This is a genomic window from Nesterenkonia sandarakina (assembly GCF_014138825.1).
GTDB classification, from domain to species: domain Bacteria; phylum Actinomycetota; class Actinomycetes; order Actinomycetales; family Micrococcaceae; genus Nesterenkonia; species Nesterenkonia sandarakina.
On sequence record NZ_JACJIH010000001.1, the window covers coordinates 2,923,263 to 2,940,152 of the forward strand.

At 67.5% G+C, this 16,890-nt stretch carries 13 protein-coding genes and 2 riboswitches; of the genes, 6 read left to right on the plus strand and 7 right to left on the minus strand.

Annotated features, from left to right (window positions below; genetic code table 11):
* Positions 1 to 63: 63 nt before the first annotated feature.
* The 5 genes from HNR24_RS13390 to HNR24_RS13410 all read left to right on the plus strand — a co-directional run bounded on the left by HNR24_RS13390 (position 64) and on the right by HNR24_RS13410 (position 8,109).
* Positions 64 to 810, plus strand: coding sequence for a M23 family metallopeptidase (locus HNR24_RS13390; protein WP_182496003.1), 747 nt, complete (start codon positions 64 to 66; stop codon positions 808 to 810).
* Entirely contained in the window at positions 807 to 2,051 is a 1,245-nt protein-coding gene (locus HNR24_RS13395; RefSeq protein WP_259392460.1) for an FAD-dependent oxidoreductase, read from the plus strand. Before HNR24_RS13390 ends, HNR24_RS13395 begins: the two co-directional genes overlap by 4 nt.
* Before the next feature lie 133 nt (positions 2,052 to 2,184).
* Positions 2,185 to 2,314: riboswitch (glycine riboswitch) on the plus strand.
* Positions 2,315 to 2,442: riboswitch (glycine riboswitch) on the plus strand. It abuts the riboswitch before it with no gap.
* A 36-nt stretch (positions 2,443 to 2,478) separates the two neighbouring features.
* On the plus strand, positions 2,479 to 5,442 hold the full coding sequence (gene gcvP / locus HNR24_RS13400) for an aminomethyl-transferring glycine dehydrogenase (protein ID WP_182496004.1): 2,964 nt from the start codon (positions 2,479 to 2,481) through the stop codon (positions 5,440 to 5,442).
* The gene (locus HNR24_RS13405; RefSeq protein ID WP_182496005.1) at positions 5,439 to 6,629 is read left to right on the plus strand and encodes a glycine cleavage system aminomethyltransferase GcvT; all 1,191 of its coding nucleotides are present in this window, start codon (positions 5,439 to 5,441) and stop codon (positions 6,627 to 6,629) included. The genes gcvP and HNR24_RS13405 overlap by 4 nt, the downstream gene beginning before the upstream one ends.
* Before the next feature lie 22 nt (positions 6,630 to 6,651).
* The gene (locus tag HNR24_RS13410; protein WP_182496006.1) at positions 6,652 to 8,109 is read left to right on the plus strand and encodes an L-serine ammonia-lyase; all 1,458 of its coding nucleotides are present in this window, start codon (positions 6,652 to 6,654) and stop codon (positions 8,107 to 8,109) included.
* A 103-nt stretch (positions 8,110 to 8,212) separates the two neighbouring features.
* Here the strand turns inward: HNR24_RS13410 and HNR24_RS13415 are convergent, their stop codons facing one another.
* The gene (locus HNR24_RS13415) at positions 8,213 to 9,454 is read right to left on the minus strand and encodes an acyl-CoA dehydrogenase family protein (protein ID WP_058887436.1); all 1,242 of its coding nucleotides are present in this window, start codon (positions 9,452 to 9,454) and stop codon (positions 8,213 to 8,215) included.
* A gap of 342 nt (positions 9,455 to 9,796) precedes the next feature.
* Positions 9,797 to 10,969: a sensor histidine kinase gene (locus HNR24_RS14330; RefSeq protein ID WP_157075315.1), complete on the minus strand. Its 1,173-nt coding sequence runs from the start codon at positions 10,967 to 10,969 to the stop codon at positions 9,797 to 9,799.
* A gap of 420 nt (positions 10,970 to 11,389) precedes the next feature.
* Here HNR24_RS14330 and HNR24_RS13425 point away from each other — a divergent pair, with 420 nt between their 5' ends.
* Positions 11,390 to 12,085 (plus strand): response regulator transcription factor, encoded by a 696-nt coding sequence (locus HNR24_RS13425; protein ID WP_058887434.1) that lies wholly within the window; start codon positions 11,390 to 11,392, stop codon positions 12,083 to 12,085.
* An 83-nt stretch (positions 12,086 to 12,168) separates the two neighbouring features.
* On the opposite strand, the gene HNR24_RS13430 is transcribed toward HNR24_RS13425, so the two are convergent.
* From HNR24_RS13430 to HNR24_RS13450, 5 genes are read right to left on the minus strand one after another with little or no spacing between them, the layout of a single operon-like run.
* On the minus strand, positions 12,169 to 12,993 hold the full coding sequence (locus HNR24_RS13430; protein ID WP_058887433.1) for a hydroxymethylpyrimidine/phosphomethylpyrimidine kinase: 825 nt from the start codon (positions 12,991 to 12,993) through the stop codon (positions 12,169 to 12,171).
* On the minus strand, positions 12,986 to 13,540 hold the full coding sequence (locus tag HNR24_RS13435; protein ID WP_083504559.1) for a hypothetical protein: 555 nt from the start codon (positions 13,538 to 13,540) through the stop codon (positions 12,986 to 12,988). Before HNR24_RS13435 ends, HNR24_RS13430 begins: the two co-directional genes overlap by 8 nt.
* A gap of 33 nt (positions 13,541 to 13,573) precedes the next feature.
* On the minus strand, positions 13,574 to 14,113 hold the full coding sequence (locus HNR24_RS13440; RefSeq protein WP_058887432.1) for an NUDIX hydrolase family protein: 540 nt from the start codon (positions 14,111 to 14,113) through the stop codon (positions 13,574 to 13,576).
* A gap of 54 nt (positions 14,114 to 14,167) precedes the next feature.
* The gene (locus tag HNR24_RS13445) at positions 14,168 to 14,917 is read right to left on the minus strand and encodes an AMIN-like domain-containing (lipo)protein (protein ID WP_058887431.1); all 750 of its coding nucleotides are present in this window, start codon (positions 14,915 to 14,917) and stop codon (positions 14,168 to 14,170) included.
* A gap of 40 nt (positions 14,918 to 14,957) precedes the next feature.
* A complete protein-coding gene (locus HNR24_RS13450) occupies positions 14,958 to 16,832 on the minus strand; it encodes a TspO-related membrane protein (protein ID WP_182496007.1) in 1,875 nt (624 codons plus the stop codon).
* Positions 16,833 to 16,890 lie beyond the last annotated feature (58 nt).

Consider the following 16,890-nt stretch of genomic DNA (forward strand, 5'->3'; position numbering starts at 1 on the left):
CAAGGGGCATCGTGCAGATCGGGAGCTAGAGACTCCCGGGCGGCCCGGGTCTACGCTGGACCCATGCCACCGCGGCACCGGCCCTCTGCATCGCACCCGCTTGAACTGCACCTGCCCTTTCACGGCACATGGACGGTGCAGAACAGCCCGGCGAACCGGGTGCCGAGTCACGGCACCGATCTCTTCGGCACCCGGTACGCCATCGACTTCATCGCCGTGGATCGCCAGGACCGGACCGCCGCGTCGAGAAGCTGGCGCAGCGCTCTGACCACCGAGCCGCCGGAGCTGTTCTTCGGCTACGGCCTAGGCGTGCTGGCACCGCGCGCGGGGACCGTGCGGGTGGCCCATGACGGGGAAGCCGATCACGCGGCGCGCCGCTCGCAGCTGAGCCTGCTCCGCTACGCGCTGGGTCAGCCCGCTCGGATCCGGCAGGGACCTGCGGGCATCGCCGGTAATCACGTGATCCTCGAAGAGCCGCAGAGCGGATGCTTCATCGCGGTGGTGCACCTGCGGCAAGGGTCGATCCGGGTCCGGTCCGGGGAGACGGTCAGTGCAGGGCAGCTGATCGGTGAGTGCGGGAACAGCGGAAACTCCACCCAGCCGCATATCCACCTCCAAGCCATGGATGGTCTTCAGCTTCACCGCACCCAGGGTGTGCCCATCGTGTTCCGTGATTTTCTCGAGCGGCTGCCTGCCGAAGTGGAGACCACGGTTCGCTGCGGCCTCCCGTTCAATGACTCCGTGGTCTCGCCGGTGCGGACCGATCGATTCCCCGCGGATGAGACCGTTGCCCCGGACTGGCCGAGATGAGCAGCTCATTCGAGAGCAGGCGGCCCCCTGCGGCGACCCGGGAGCGCGACTGCGTGATCGCCGGGGGAGGACCTGCCGGGATGGTGCTGGGCTACCTGCTGGCCCGCGCCGGACTTGAGGTCACCGTAGTCGAGAAGCACCGGGACTTCTTCCGTGACTTCCGCGGGGACACCGTGCATCCCTCCACGCTCACGCTGCTCGGCGAGCTTGGCCTGCGCGAGCGGTTCCTGGCGCTGCCGGTCACCCGGCTCTCCGCCCTGGACGCCGTCGTCGAGGGCCAGCGGATGACCCTGGTGGACTTCGGCGTGCTGCGCGGTCCCGATGACTTCCTGGTCCTGGCCCCGCAATGGGATTTCCTGGACTTCCTGGCCCGGGAAGCACGGCGCATGCCAGGCTTCGACCTGCAGATGGGCACACAAGCCGTGGATCTGTTGGACGGCGAGGCTGCCGTCCGCGGGCTGCGTGTCCGCTCAGCCGGAGGTGAGCAGGAGATCCGCGCCCGGCTCACCGTGGCCGCAGACGGGCGCAGCTCGCTGCTGCGAGAGGCCGCCGGGCTGGAACCTGCGGAGTTCGGGGTGCCCATCGACGTGCTCTGGTTCAGCCTCCCCAAGCCCTCCGACCCGCCACCGGCCACCCTGGCCTACGTCTCCTCAGCGGGCATGGTGCTGACCATCGACCGGGGTGAGACCTACCAGTCCGGCCTGATCGTGCAGAAGGGCGCGTTCCCCGCCATCCAGCAGGCGGGCATCGCCGCGTTCCGCACCCGGCTGGTGCAGGCGGCCCCGGTGCTCGCCGAGGTCGCAGGCAGCCTCACCGACTGGGAGCAGATCAAGCTGCTCACGGTGCAGATCAACCGGCTCCCGCGCTGGCACCGGCCGGGCTTCATCGCGATCGGCGACGCCGCCCATGCGATGTCACCGATGTTCGGAGTAGGCGTGAACTACGCCATCCAGGACGCAGTCGCGCTGGCGAACGTGATCATCCCGCAGCTGCGGCAGGGAACGGTCACGGAGCGTTCGCTCACCGCGGTGCAGGCCCGCCGGCAGCGGCCGGTGAAGCTGATGCAGGCCATCCAGGGCCGCGGGCACCGGGTGATCGCCCGCGCCACGGTGGGGCAGAGGGTGCTCTCCCCGGGCGCGGTGAGACTGCTGCGGCTGGGCTCACCGGTGCTGCGCCTGATCCTGGCCCGCCTGGTTCGGGATCGGTCTGCTCCCCGAACACGTGCAGAACCACCCCGCTGAGGCCTCCGAGCGGCAGCCCAGGAAGACTCCGGAAGCCCCAGGCGACCGCAGCGCCGGTGCCGAATGAGGGAATCATGAAACGTGGCCGAAAACACTGCTGTGGCACAATGAAGGGAAACTCAATCATCGCCACGTCCCCTGTGTGGGAGAGTCCGGCTGGCGCCCAGGGCAGTGTTCACACTGCCCACGGGGCGCGGATCCGGCGCCGAAGGAGCAATATCCTCCCCGGGAACCTCTCAGGCACTCAGTACCGTACAGGGGTGGCAACTCTGGAAAGCAGCACGTCGGGTCTGACTCCCCGAGGTGTTCACCGAAGGTGCAAGCCGGCCTGCTCCGCCCCACGGCGGTCAGCCACCGGTGAATCTCTCAGGTTCATCACAGAGCGGGGGAGGAACCCGCGCCATCTCCATGCCTGGAAGGTTCCTCTATGACCGTCACATCTGCAGTTCGCAGCTCCACCCTGGCCCCGGACGCCACCGAGTTCTCCGCCCGGCACATCGGGCCCACCTCCGAGACCGCCGGCACCATGTTGTCCGCCCTCGGGTATGACTCGCTGACCGATCTCGTCGACGCCGCAGTGCCCGAGGCGATCCGGCAGCCCGCCGCGCTGAACCTTCCCGAGGCCCTGACCGAGGCCGAGACGCTGCAGGCGCTGCGCGGCTATGCGGAGAAGAACCAGCCGCGCACCCAGATGATCGGGCAGGGCTTCTACGACACCCACACCCCGCAGGTGATCCTGCGCAACGTGCTGCAGAACCCGGCCTGGTACACCGCCTACACCCCGTATCAGCCGGAGATCTCCCAGGGCCGGCTGGAGGCGCTGCTGAACTTCCAGACCATGGTCGCGGACCTCACCGGTCTCGACATCGCCAACGCCTCGCTGCTCGACGAGGCCTCCGCCGTGGCCGAGGCGATCCTGCTGATGCGCCGTGGCAACAAGAAGCGGGCCACCGCGAAAATCGTGCTCGACGCCGACATCTTCCCGCAGACCCGCGCCGTGGTCACCGGACGGGCCGAGGCGCTGGGCATCGAGCTTCAGACCGTGGACATCGCCGCGCACGGTCTGCCCGAGGGTGAGATCTGCGGACTGGTGCTGCAGCAGCCGGCCGACTCCGGCGCCGTCGTCGATCACCGCGCGGTCATCGCCGAGGCCAAGGAGCGCGGCGCGATGGTCACCATCGCCGCGGACCTGCTGGCGCTGACCCTGATCACCTCACCGGGAGAGCAGGGCGCCGACATTGCCGTGGGCAGCTCCCAGCGCTTCGGGGTCCCGCTGTTCTTCGGCGGCCCGCATGCGGCCTTCATGGCCGTGAAGTCGGGTCTGCAGCGTCAGCTTCCCGGCCGGCTCGTCGGGGTCTCCAAGGACGCCGAGGGCCGTCCGGCCTACCGGCTGGCCCTGCAGACCCGCGAGCAGCACATCCGCCGTGAGAAGGCCACCTCGAACATCTGCACCGCCCAGGCGCTGTTGGCTGTGGCCGCCTCGATGTACGCGGTCTATCACGGCCCCGAGGGCCTGACCCGGATCGCGAAGCGGGTCCACGGCCACGCTGGCACCCTGGCGACCGCGCTGGGCAAGGCAGGCCACGAGCTGGTTGCCGAGTCCTTCTTCGACACCGTTCAGGTTCGGCTGGACTCCCACGATCGTGCCGAGGACGTGATCGCCGCCGCTGAAGCCGCCGGGGTCAACCTGCGCCGGGTCAGCCAGGACGTCGTCGGGATCTCCGTGGACGAGACGACGACGCCGGCGCAGCTCACCTCAGTGGCCCGGGCCTTCGGCGTCGAGAATCCCCTTCCCGGCGCGGATTCCTCCGAGGGTAACGCGCAGACAGAGGCATCCTCGCAGGGCTATGGCTTCGCGTTCCCGGAGTCCCTGACCCGCACCTCGGAGTTCATGACCCACCCGATCTTCCATGAGATCCGCTCCGAGACCCAGATGATGCGCTACCTGCGCCGGCTCTCGGACCGCGACCTCGCCCTGGACCGGACCATGATCCCGCTGGGCTCCTGCACCATGAAGCTCAATGCCGCCACCGAGATGGAGGCCATCTCCTGGCCTGAGTTCGCCGGGATCCACCCCTACGCCCCGGCGGCGCAGACCACCGGGTGGCGGGAGATGATCGCGGACCTGGAGTCTCGGCTCGCCGAGGTCACCGGCTACGCCGCGGTCTCCATCCAGCCCAACGCCGGCTCCCAGGGGGAGTACGCAGGACTTCTGGCAATCCGGCAGTACCACCTGGCCCAGGGCGACGCCGCCCGGGACATCTGCCTGATCCCCGCCTCGGCCCACGGCACCAACGCCTCATCGGCGGTGCTCGCGGGGCTGCAGGTCGTCGTCGTCGCCACCGCGGAGGACGGCACGATCGACCTGGCCGACCTGGAAGCCAAGATCGCAGCCCATCCGGACCGGATCGCCGCGATCATGCTGACCTACCCCTCCACCCACGGGGTGTACGAGGCCGAGGTGCGCGAGGTCTGCTCCACAGTCCACGCCACCGGCGGGCAGGTCTACATCGACGGCGCGAACCTCAACGCCCTGGTCGGCCTGGCGCAGCCCGGCGAGTTCGGCGGCGACGTCTCGCACCTGAACCTGCACAAGACCTTCTGCATCCCGCACGGCGGCGGCGGGCCCGGCGTCGGCCCGGTGGCCGTGGCCGAGCACCTGAAACCGTTCCTGCCCAGCACCTCCGTGGGTGCCTCCTGGACCACCGGTGAGCACGAGGGTGAAGGTCGCGACGGGGCTCCGGTCACCTCCACCCCCTTCGGCTCCGCCGGAGTGCTGCCGATCTCCTGGGCGTATCTGGCGATGATGGGATCCGAGGGTCTGACCAGCGCCACCGCCCACGCGCTGCTGAGCGCGAACTACATCGCCGAGCAGCTGAAAAAGCACTTCCCGATCCTCTACACCGGGGAGAACGGGCTGATCGCCCACGAATGCATCCTGGACCTGCGCGAGCTCACCAAGGCCTCCGGGATCACCGCCGAGGACGTCTGCAAGCGGCTCATCGACTACGGCTTCCACGCCCCCACGCTGGCGTTCCCAGTGAACGGCACCCTGATGGTGGAGCCCACCGAGTCCGAGGACCTGGCGGAGATCGACCGGTTCATCGCCGCGATGATCGGGGTGCGCGCGGAGATCCAGGAGATCATCGAGGAGAAGATCAGCGCAGCAGACTCCCCGCTGCGTCTGGCTCCGCACCCGGCCGCCGTCGTCGCCGGTGATGCCTGGGAGCGGGCGTATCCCCGTGAGCAGGCGGCCTTCCCGGTGGCCAACCTGCGCCAGGACAAGTACTTCCCGCCGGTGAGCCGGATCGACGGAGCCCACGGTGACCGCAACCTGGTCTGCTCCTGCCCACCCCCGGAGGCCTTCGAGCTCGAGGAGAGCACCGCATGAGAGAGACCGCGCTGAGCGCCGCCCACGCCGAACTGGGTGCCAGCTTCACCGACTTCGGCGGCTGGAAGATGCCGCTGAAGTACAGCTCCGAACTCGAGGAGCACCACGCGGTGCGCACCACCGCCGGGCTCTTCGACCTCTCCCATATGGGCGAGATCCGGATCATCGGCCCCGATGCCGCGACGTTCCTGAACACCGCACTGGTGGGCAACCTCGCCGCGGTGAAGATCGGCAAGGCGAAGTACACGCTGATCTGCCGTGAGGACGGCGGGATCCTCGATGACCTGATCGCCTACCGGATCGATGAGAACGAGTACCTGCTGGTTCCCAATGCGGCGAACCGCGAGGTGGTCGCCGCGGCACTGAGCGAACGTGCCGCGGCCGGCCCGGCCGGCGCCGCAGCCGACGGTGCCGCAGCCGACGGTGCCGCACCAGAGGGGACCGGGTTCGAGGTCGAGGTCTGGGACGAGTCCGAGGGGATCAGCCTGATCGCGGTCCAGGGACCGGCCGCGCAGAAGATCATCAGCTCCGTGGTGCGCGCCAATGAGACCTTCCTGGTCGAGGAGCTGGGCTACTACGCGTTCACCACCGTGAGCATCGGCGGCGACGAGATCCTCCTCGCCCGCACCGGGTACACCGGTGAGGACGGGTTCGAGCTCTTCCTGCCCAATGACAAGGCGCACGCGCTGTGGCTGGCGCTGCTGGAAGCCGGGTCCGATGACGGCCTGGTGCCCTGCGGTCTGGCCTGCCGGGACTCGCTGCGCCTGGAGGCCGGGATGCCGCTCTACGGCAACGAGCTCTCCACCGAACGGGTCAGCTTCGAAGCCGGCCTGCCGGTGGTCTCCTTCAGCAAGGAGGAGAACTTCGTAGGGCGCGCGGCGCTGGAGGCGGCGAAGGCCGAGGGGCGGGGCAAGACCACAGGCCAGCGGCTCGTCGGACTCAAGGGACTGGGCAAACGGGCCGGGCGCGGCGGCTACCCGGTGCTCGCGGTCGAGGGGGAGGACGCCGGGGCGACCGTGGGAGCGGTGACCTCCGGGCTGCCCAGCCCGACCCTGGGCTACCCGATCGCGATGGCCTATGTGGACATCGCCCACACCGAGCCGGGCACCCGGCTCGACGTGGACCTGCGCGGGAAGCCACAGCCCTTTGAAGTGATCCCGCTGCCCTTCTACCGCCGCGAACGCTGAGACGACCGGAACTCGAGACTCTATGACCATCAGCATCTTCGACCTGCTCCGGGTCGGCATCGGCCCCTCCTCCTCCCACACGGTGGGTCCGATGCGGGCCGCCCGGCGCTTCGTGACCGAGCAGCTCTCCAGCGCTGAGGCCCTGGCCAGGACCGAGACGGTGCAGGTGGACCTCTACGGCTCGCTCGCCGCCACCGGACGCGGGCACGGAACCTTCACCGCGGTGCTGCTCGGACTTGAGGGCTGGGACCCAGAGACCATCCTGCCCGAGCAGGTGGACGCCCGGCTGGCTGCCATGGAGGCCTCGGGCACGGTCCAGCTGGGCGCCGAGCACCACGAGACCGGCAAGGAGATCCCACTGCGGGTGGAGGACTTCATCCAGCGTCCGCTCACCGTCATGGACCGGCACACCAACGCCATGACGCTGACCGCCCGCGACGCCGCGGGGGAGCAGGTCGCGAAGGAGATCTATTACTCCATCGGCGGTGGGTTCGTGCTCTCGGAGTCCGATGCGGTGGCCTCTGACGCCTCACTGGGGGAGGCGCTGGCCACCCCGGAGGCGGAGCTGCCGTACCCGTTCACCACCTCCGCGCAGCTGATGGAGCATTGCGCCCGCTCCGGGCTGCCGGTCTCCCGGGTGATGCTGGCCAATGAGCGCGCGCTGCACCGGGCTCGCCACGGCGGTGGCGAGGCGGAGGCCGAGCAGGCGATCACCGAGCAGGTGCTGCACCTCTGGCAGGTCATGGAGGACTGCAAGAACTCTGCCCTGGAGCGGGAGGGACACCTGCCCGGCGGGCTCAAGGTCCGCCGTCGGGCTCCGGACTGGCACGCCCGAATGTGGAAGGACGACCCGGGGCGCACCCACGCCTACTGGCAGGAATGGGTGAACCTGGTGGCGCTGGCGGTCAATGAGGAGAACGCCTCGGGCGGCCGGGTGGTCACCGCCCCCACCAACGGGGCCGCCGGGATCATTCCCGCCGTCGGCTTCTACGCCACCCATTACGGGCCCGGCGCCAGCTACGCGGGGGAGGAGGACCGGGAGGACATCGCCGTGCGGTTCCTGCTCACCGCGGCCGCCGTCGGTGTGCTCTATAAGGAGCAGGCCTCCATCTCCGGCGCCGAGGTCGGCTGTCAGGGAGAGGTTGGCTCCGCGTCCTCGATGGCCGCTGCCGGACTCTGTGAGGTGCTCGGCGGCTCACCGATGCAGGTGGAGAACGCCGCGGAGATCGCAATGGAGCACAACCTCGGGCTCACCTGCGATCCGATCGCCGGACTGGTCCAGGTTCCCTGCATCGAGCGCAACGCCATGGCCGCGACCAAGGCCGTCAATGCCGCGCGGATGGCGCTGATGGGCGACGGCGAGCACCGGGTCTCCCTGGATGAGGTCATCGTGACCATGCGCGAGACCGGCAAGGACATGTCCTCGAAGTATAAGGAGACGGCCCTCGGTGGCCTCGCGGTCAACGTCGTCGAGTGCTGAGTGCTGAGCGCACAGCGCCCGGCGTCCGAGGCCCAGGGATCAGACTCCAGGGCCTCGGACGGTGGGGTCTCGGGACGGCAGGGGCTTGGGACGGCAGGTCGCCTCAGGCGAAGGCCGAATAGCCGGTCAGATCCCGCCCGATGATCAGGCTCTGCACGGATTCGGTGCCCTCATAGGTGTGGATGGCCTCGATGTCTGCCATGTGGCGCGGGACCTTGTTCTTGAGCAGGATCCCGTTGCCGCCGAGCATGTCGCGTGCGACCTGAGCGATCGCCCGGGCCTTTCGGGTGTTGTGGTACTTCGCCAGCGAGGCCTGCGGTCCGGTCAGGGTCCCGGCCATATCGCGTTCGGTCACCTGGCGCACGTGCAGCTGCATCGAGGTCAGCTCTGAGACCATCCAGGTCAGCCGCTCCTGGACGAGCTGGAAGCTGGCCAGCGGCCGGCTGAACTGCTCGCGTTGCTTCGAGTAGCTCAGTGCCGCCTCAACCAGGGCTGAGGCATGTCCGACGGCGGACCAGGCCACGCCGAGTCGGGTGGCGAAGAGCACCTTGGAGGCATCCTTGAAGGTCTTGGACCCGGGCAGCACCGCGTGTGCTGGAACCTCCACGTCCTCGTACTGGATCAATGCCTGGTGGATGGCCCGCAGCGAGGCCTTGCCCTGGATCACCTCGGCCCGGTACCCACGCGTGTCCTGATCCACCAGGAAACACCGCACGTTGCCGTCATGGACGCCGCCGGCCACTCGAGCCCAGGTGAAGGTCAGGCCGCCGGAAGCCCCGTTGCCGATCCACTTCTTCGCGCCGTTGAGCACGTAGTACCCGGAGTCCTCGTCACCGACCAGACGAGCTGTGGTGGACAGGGACACCGAATCGGACCCGTGCGCCGGCTCGGTCAGGGCGAAGGAGCCCAGGGTCTCTGCGGTGGCCAGCTTGGTCAGATGCTCGGCCTTCTGGTCGGCCGAGCCGAAATAGGCGAGCGTACGCAGCGCGAGTCCGCCCTGCACCGCCAGGGCTGTGCCCAGTGAGCCGTCGGCGCGGGAGGTCTCCATGTTGACCAGGCCGGCGGCCATGGGGGAGAGCGTCTCCATCGAGGCCGCGGAGACGTCCACACCGTCGGTCAGCAGGCCCAGTCCACCGGCTTTGCGGACCAGGTCCACCGGGTATTCGGCGTGCTCCCAGTGCTGGGCCATCCGAGTCTCTAGCCCGGAGGTGAACTCTCTCGCGCGCGCCCACCACAGCCGGTCAGCCTCGGGGAGGTCATCGAACACCCCGTAGTAGTCGAGGTCCTGCGCGGTGGAGACGTCGTAGACCGGGTCAACGGAGGCATCGGGAGCATGGTGTGTCATGGCACACATGTTACTCGATAGTCACAAGCTGTGGTGCTTAGTTGCATCTTCAAACACTGGACCAAAGTCCACTAGTCAGGCCGGGGCGTAGGTCTATAATTGAAGCTGGACGTGCATCTCTAATGCATGATTCAGGGAAGAGGCATCAGCCTCGAGGAGCTCCGAGTTACGGTGCAAGGGTTCGGAGCGGAACCTCGGCTGATTCCAGTGCTCGGGCGGTGGGAACGGCACCGCCCGAGCCTCTCTGTGTCCAAAGTCAGTCTCGCGTGACGAGCTATTTGCGCGCCTGAAGCCCTGCCGCTGTTCAGGGGTCTTGCAGCACCGAAGAGTGCGGTCCCAGTCTCAGCGCAGCAAGCGCATCTGGATGCCAGTGACCTGCACGCTCCAGATCCCATGGGCAGGAGCTCCGGCGTCCACGGTGCCCCCGAAGGTTGCCGCGCGATCCTCCATGCTGATCAGCCCGGTTCCCGAGGAGGGGTGTCGCAGGGCAGAGACGTGATTGTCCTCGGTGCGGTTGGTCACGGCGAGGTTCACTGTATCTGCCTTCACCTCGACCTCGATGGTGCAGTCGTTGCTCTCGTGTCCCTTCGAGCCGTGCTTCACCACGTTCGTGGTGCACTCCTGGAGGATCCTGTAGAGGCATGCCCCCACGGACTGCGAGAGCCGCCCCAGGTCGCCGTGCACCGAGGTCTCCACCTTGAAGCCGAGGTCCTGCAGCCGGTCGGTGAACCTCCGAAGTCCGGACTCCAGGTCCAGCTCGGGCGCGTCGCCCGGTCCGGCCTCGATGATGTTCTCCCGCTGTAGCACCAGGAGTACGCGGCGCAGATCGTGCAGGGCCGCGCTGGCAGAGGTGGAGATCTGCTTCAAGGCGGCTGCGCGAGATTCGGGGGTACCGGTGGCAGCGGCCACCTGGGTCTGCATGGAGATCACGGTGAGGTCGTGGGCCAAGATGTCATGGAGGTCCCTGGCGATCGAGCGACGCTCTCCTGCGAGAGCCTCCTCGTGGGTCGCCTGAAGTTGTACAAGGTCGCGTTCGGCCGACAGGCGGGATGACATCTGCTTTCGAGTGGCTCGGCCCACGGTGTAGGAGAGAGTCATCAAGGCTCCCGTTGTCAGGCCGAATCCGGCGGCGAGGATGGGGTCACTCTCCGCGAGGCCGACGTTGACGGCAAGGCATAATGCCAGCGCCAGATAAATACGCCGTGCCCACGGAGCGCAGTACAGCGCAGACAGCCCGCTGAACAGGGTGACCAGGATGAGAGTTTCGAATGGGGAACCTGTGACCAGTCCCAAGGCCGCCCCAGCGAGTGCTGCGAGTGCCCCAGCCGCGGGGTGCAGCCAGAAGAGGGCGACGGCGAGAACCCAGATCAGGTACCCGTACTGCAGCGTCACGCTGAGGTAATCCGGATCGAAGATCAGTGCCAGCGTGATGTCGGCCGATATTCCGCCGAGGGTGCCCAGCGTGAGGATCGTCAGGACTCGACGGCTGGGGGTCACATCACTCGAAAAAGTCACTCTCCAGGATACGCCTCAAGACCCGATGTCAGGAAGGGGTCAGCAGGCCGAAGCGTTGGGAAAGGCTCGACAAAAGAATGAACGTATAAACCCTTCAGCCTCGACGCCTGTGATATCAAAGAATCCAAGAACAGCAGTGGTCACTAATGCGAAAGTGACGGCAATTTGGTAGACAAACAAAGATAGAGACATTTTCTGTTCCTTTCGAGGGTGTACCTGAGAGTTTGTAGCGTGTAATGTTAGATTAAGGTGCGCCTAGATTTAGGCATAGTGGACTTAAGTAGCTAATTTATCCGGAATTGCTTGATTTTGGTGTCTCAGGCCACAGAAAGCTCCCCGTCGAGGGGCGCCACCGGGTAGGTCGGATAGGCTGGAGCACCGCGCCAGGTGCCTAAGGCCGAGGAAGATACAGGTTCAGCCATGCTCCGTCTCGTTGTCGCAGACGACCACCCGATCATGCGCGCCGCATTGCGCGCCTACGTGGACTCCGCCCCTGATATGGAGTGTATTGGCGAGGCGGCCAACGGGCTCGAGGTCGTAGAAGTCGTTCGCGAGACGAGGCCCGACGTCGTCATCATGGATCTGAAGATGCCCGAGATGGGTGGGGTCGAGGCGACTGCGGCGGTCATGGCGATTGCGCCGGAGACCTCGGTGTTGGCCGTGACCACGTTCAGTTCGGAAGGTCATGCGCTGCAGGCCCTGAACGCCGGAGCCAAGGGCTATATCGTCAAAGACGCCACCGCGGATGAGGTGTTGGAGGCGGTCAGGCAGGTGCACGGCAGCTCGGTGCCGATCTCTCCGGACGTGGCGCGAAGGCTTGAGTTCAACGCCGTCAATGAGGCCGAGGAATTCTCTGTGGCGCTCGCTGGATCGGACTATCTGCCGCGGATCCCGCCCCGGGAATCAGAGGTGTTGAATCTTCTGGCGCGGGGATACAGCAACCGCGAGATCGCGACGCGGATGGTGCTCACCGAGGGAGCCATCAAGGCACATCTGGGTCGACTATGCACCCGTTTCGGCGTGCGGGACCGGGTGCAGCTGCTGATCCGGGCGACTCAGCTGGGTTTCATCGAACCAGAGCTCGAAGACGAGCGCGACGCGGAACAGTCTGGCTGAAGCAGACTTCAGTCATTCACGGGCAGCTGGGTTCATGAAGCCCTGAGTGCCCACGTGCTCGGCTGACGCGGGGAGCGCGCGGATCAGCCGCGCAGCCCGCCCTGCCAGAGTGCGTCGAACGGGGTGTTGCCGGCCACGCGCTGTTTGATCCCAGCGGTGACGAACTCCTTGGCGCGCCGAGCCGCCTCCCGAGGCGTCGCACCCTTGGCGAGCTCGGCAGTGACCGCGGCGGCCAGGGAACAGCCAGCGCCTGAGACCGCATGCTCACCGATCTTCGGCGCGCGGAGCACCTCGAGGCCGTCGGCGTCGACGAAGACATCAACTGCGTCCTCCCCGGCAATCCGGACTCCGCCCTTGGCGAGCACCGCCGCACCGGAGAGCCGATGGATCTCGGCCGCCGCCGTCTGCAGGTCCTCCAGGGTCTCGACCTTCATCCCGGCGAGCTGTTCGGTCTCGAAGTGGTTGGGCGTGACGAAGCTGGCCAGCGGAAGCAGCTCAGCCTTCAGCGCGTTGTCGGTGTCCTGGGCATGTCCGGGCTCTTGGCCCTTGCAGATCAGCACCGGATCCAGCACCAGGTTCTTGGGCTTCCGCGCTGCGATCGCGGCGGCCACGGTGCTGATCGTCGCCGGCGAGCCCATCATGCCCAGCTTCACCGTGTCCAACACCTCAGGCCCGTAGTTGCCGAAGATCGCTTCGATCTGGTCCTGGATGACCTGGGTCTCCACCGGAACGAAGCGGTGGTTCCACTGATCCTTGGGATTGAAGGACACGATGCAGGTCAGCGCCACCATGCCGAAGGTGCCCAGTTCCTGGAAGGTCTTGAGATCCGCCTGCGCGCCGGCGCCGCCGGTGGCTTCAGACCCCGCGATGGTCAGTGTCATGGCGGGAGTGTCAGTGGTCTCAGGCATTCTCAGGGTCCTTTGCGTCGTGGGTCTGGACGGGGCCGTGGCTTGCGTTCGGATCGGTGGTCAGGGTCTCGGCGTCGTCCTGGTCCGGGTGCTCCACCCGGGCCAGAGGCTGGGCCATCCAGCGGCCGATCCCCAGCAGCAGCCCGGCCGGGAAGCCGATCAGCGGGATGAGCATCGGGATCAGCCCTCCGGCTCCGACCACCAGCACCACGGGGCCGTAGAGCAGCCCCACGAGGATATAGCCCAGGATGTGGACCGTGGGGCGCAGCTGGTGCCGATAGAGCCGGCCCACCAGCAGGGTGCCGGGGATCCCGACGACGACGGCGGCAGCCGCGATCAGCGGAATCAGCGGGGCCAGGAACCCGTCGTCGGTCAGGCCCGGGATGAAGCCCAGCGTCAGCAGCAGGCCGCCCATCACCGCGGTGGGGATCAACCAGGAGACGATCCACCCCGCCACCCCGAGTCGCAGCACCGGACGCGGTCCGGAATCGCGCTGACGGGCTGGTCTTCTGCGGCGGGCGGACTTCTCTGGGGCGGGGGTGGTCATTGGCCTGATTCTACCGGCCGGAGCTGGAGGAGCTCAGCCGGTGTGACCCAGGTGGGCGAGAGCCTGCCGGATCAGCTTCTCCCGTCCTCCGAGGAACTCGGCCTGGACCTCTGGGCTGAGCACCTGATCGGGTGTCATCCAGCTCAGTTCCAGCGCATCCTGGCGAGGTGAGCAGTCCCCGGAGACGGGCACGATGTAGGCCATCGAGACCGCGTGCTGGCGGTCATCGACCAGGCCGGTCTCCGAGGGGTAGGGGAAGTATTCGGCCACCGCGAACGGCACCGGGGAGGCTGGGATCTGAGGCATCACCATCGAACCCAGATCCTTCTCGATGTTACGCAGCAGCGCCGCCCTGATGGTCTCCCGGTAGATCACTCGTCCGGAGACCACGGTGCGGTAGAAGTGTCCCTCAGCGTCTGCGGTGTAGAGCAGCCCCAGCTCGGTGATGCAGCCCAGCGGATCCAGCCGGACCGGGATCGCTTCCACATAGACCATCGGAAGTCGACGCCGGGCCTCGTACAGGTCATCCTCGTTCAACCATCCGGGGTTCGGATCTGGGGTTCGAATGCTCATAGTCCCATCATGCACCACAACCCAGCCCGTCGCGGATCAGGGCTCAGCTGCGAGTCACTGCTCGGTGGCGAGGTCCACCACCAGGCGGGTCGGTTCCTCGAGCAGCTGGACCTGGAAGGGCAGTTCCTCCTCCATGCCGATCAGGTACTGAGAATGCGCCTCGAAGGGTCCCTGGACGAAGATCTCCTCGAAGGCCCCGCCACGGTCGCGCTCGTAGTACTCCTGGGTCGGAAGCTGATCCGATGGCTCGTCCCCCAGCATCCAGGAGGGTCCGTTGACGTTGATCTCCAGGATGTTCCCGCCCGCGACATCGATCGGTTCACCGCGGCCAAGTTCGGCTGCGGACTCGGTGTACTCACCGCGCCAGCTGGGCACGACGTCGCCGGCGAACTCGAAGACCACCCGGTCGAAGCCGTCGTGGACACCGGAGCGGATGTCCACCAGGTACGAGGGCTCATCACCGGTGGTGAACTCCCCGGGGAAGCCCTCGGACTCCTGGGCCTCAGTGCTGAAGTCCGCTGCGCCGGCGTCGTCGTCCTGCTCCTCAGACGGGGCCGCGGAGTCAGGGGTGGCGGTGTCCTCCGGCTGCTGGGTCTCCTGCGGGGATTCCTCCGAGGACGGCGCGTCCTCGCTCTCCTGCGGCGAGGGGGCGGCGGTCGAGTCAGCGGTGGGCTGGGATGCCTGATCAGAGGTGGAGTCCTCCGCCGGGGCGGAGTTCTGCTCGGCGGCAGGGGAGCCGCAGGAGACCAGCATCAGCATGGCTGCCCCGAGTGCGGTGAGATGGCTGCTGCGGGGGTGCCTCATCGTGCCTCCTGTGCGGTGGTCCGGTCGGGCCGGCTCAGATTCAGATGATGTCTTCGAGTGGGCGTCCCATGGCGGCGCGTCGCTCTGCGTGGTTGATCTTGTGCCGGCGGGACTCGGTGGCCAGGATCACCACGAAGGCTCCCATCGCGGCCGAGATCGCCACCCATACCGAGGTGACGTCGGAGAGCAGCCGCGGGAAGATCAGCCAGAACATGCCCCAGCCCATGCCGACGGCCAGGACGATCCTGCCGCGCTCGGTCATCGCATAGTAGGCAGCGGCCCAGATGCAGACACCCAGTCCGAGCAGCGCCCAGAGCACCGCGGGTATCCCGGGGACGCGCCATCCCATGGCGGTCAGCCACACCGAGAGCGATGACATCGCCGCAACCATCGCCCAGCCCGTGAAGAGCCCTGTTGGGGTGTCGGTGAAGCGCCGCTCCGAGCTGGTGCGTGCGGTGCGGAAGGTGAACTGGCGGATCGCGTCGATCAGCGCCAGCGCGGTGGCCAGCGCGGCCAGCGCCGCGAGCGTGAGCAGGTCGTGATGGACGGCCGCGGTCCAGATCAGCATCAGCAGCGACGCCGAGCCGACCTGCCAGCCGGAGCGGCGCTGCCGCGGCGTGGAGATCTGCGTGGTGGTCCACTGGTGGACCGCGTGCGCGAGCAGGCCCAGCACGATGATGGGCCAGAACCAGTAGAAGTTCGCATCCGGAGAGAGCAGCGCCTGGCCTCCGGAGTACCAGCCGTCAGCGAGCTCATCGAGTCCGTTGCCGCCCAAGATCGCCGGGGCGTCCGTGAAGATCCCGAACATCCACAACAGGGAGGCCAGGGACGCCAGGGCGCCGGCGGTCACGAAGATCTGCCGGTACAGGTCGGTGCGCGACGGCGCCGGGTCAGGATCCCGGGAGGGCAGGTTATAGGGCGGGATGTAGGTGAAGAGGTCCTCTTCATCGTCGGCGGACTCGAAGACTTCGCGTCCTGCCGGCCGGTGGTTCCAGTCGGTGGCCGCCTCGATGGCCGCAGCCTTCCTCAAGATGACGTCGCGCTGGCGCTGTTCGTCCAGCGCGCGACGAGGCCGGGGAAGGTTCAGCGGGGCCGCCTCCGAGGTTGAGCTCGTCTCGTCTAGCTCCGAGTCGGAGTAGCCCACGCCGTTGCTGCGCGCCGGCTCGGGGTGGGACGAAGAATCCCGGCCACCGGCAGGGGGAGCTGGAGGGGCATGGCTCGGAGCGGTCGAAGGCTGATCCCAGCTGCCCGCATCGGAGCGATCAGAGGTGGCGTCGGGCGCTGTGCGGCGGAAGTAGGATCCGAGTCTGCGTGCACCGGCCATGAACTTCTCGTCGAGGTCATCGAAGAAGCTGCTGATGTCGGAGTCTGCGCTACCGGTGTCCTTCGCTGTCTGCAGTTTGGGAGTCGGCTGGCTCCAGCGCACCGCGGATTCGGCGGCCGCCGGGTCTGTCGAAGGTTCCTCGTCCTGCGGATCTGCCGCGTCTTTGTCCCCAGAGTGCGCTGCGGAACCAGGCTCGGAATCGGGCTCTGAATCGGGCGTGGGCTCGGCGGCGGAGGCGGCTCGGGCGTCGGCGGATGTGGCCGCGGCGTCGGCGGGGGAGCCGTCCGGTGTAGCCGCGGAGTCGTGTGAGGGGGAGTCGCCTGACGGGGCGTGTTCCGTCTCAGCATCGGCCGCAGAATCCGTGGCGCCTGACTCGGGTGAATCGGTGGACCCTGGAGTCATCGTGCCCGGAGTCGTGGTCCCGGGGATCGTGGTGGCGGGATCCTGCGTCTGGGGAGAACCTTGCGGCCCGGTCGAGGTGTCCTCGGCGGAGCTGTCCTTGCTGGACGCCGGTGAGTTCGCGGATTCCGCGCCGGCTGTCTCGGCGGCGGTCAGCGTCTCGGCGGACTCGTCCTGGGACTTCTCGGTCAAGCCCGTGTTCCCCCTCTAAGTCATGGGTGGCGTATCTGGTCGCTGCCGGAGCCTGGCA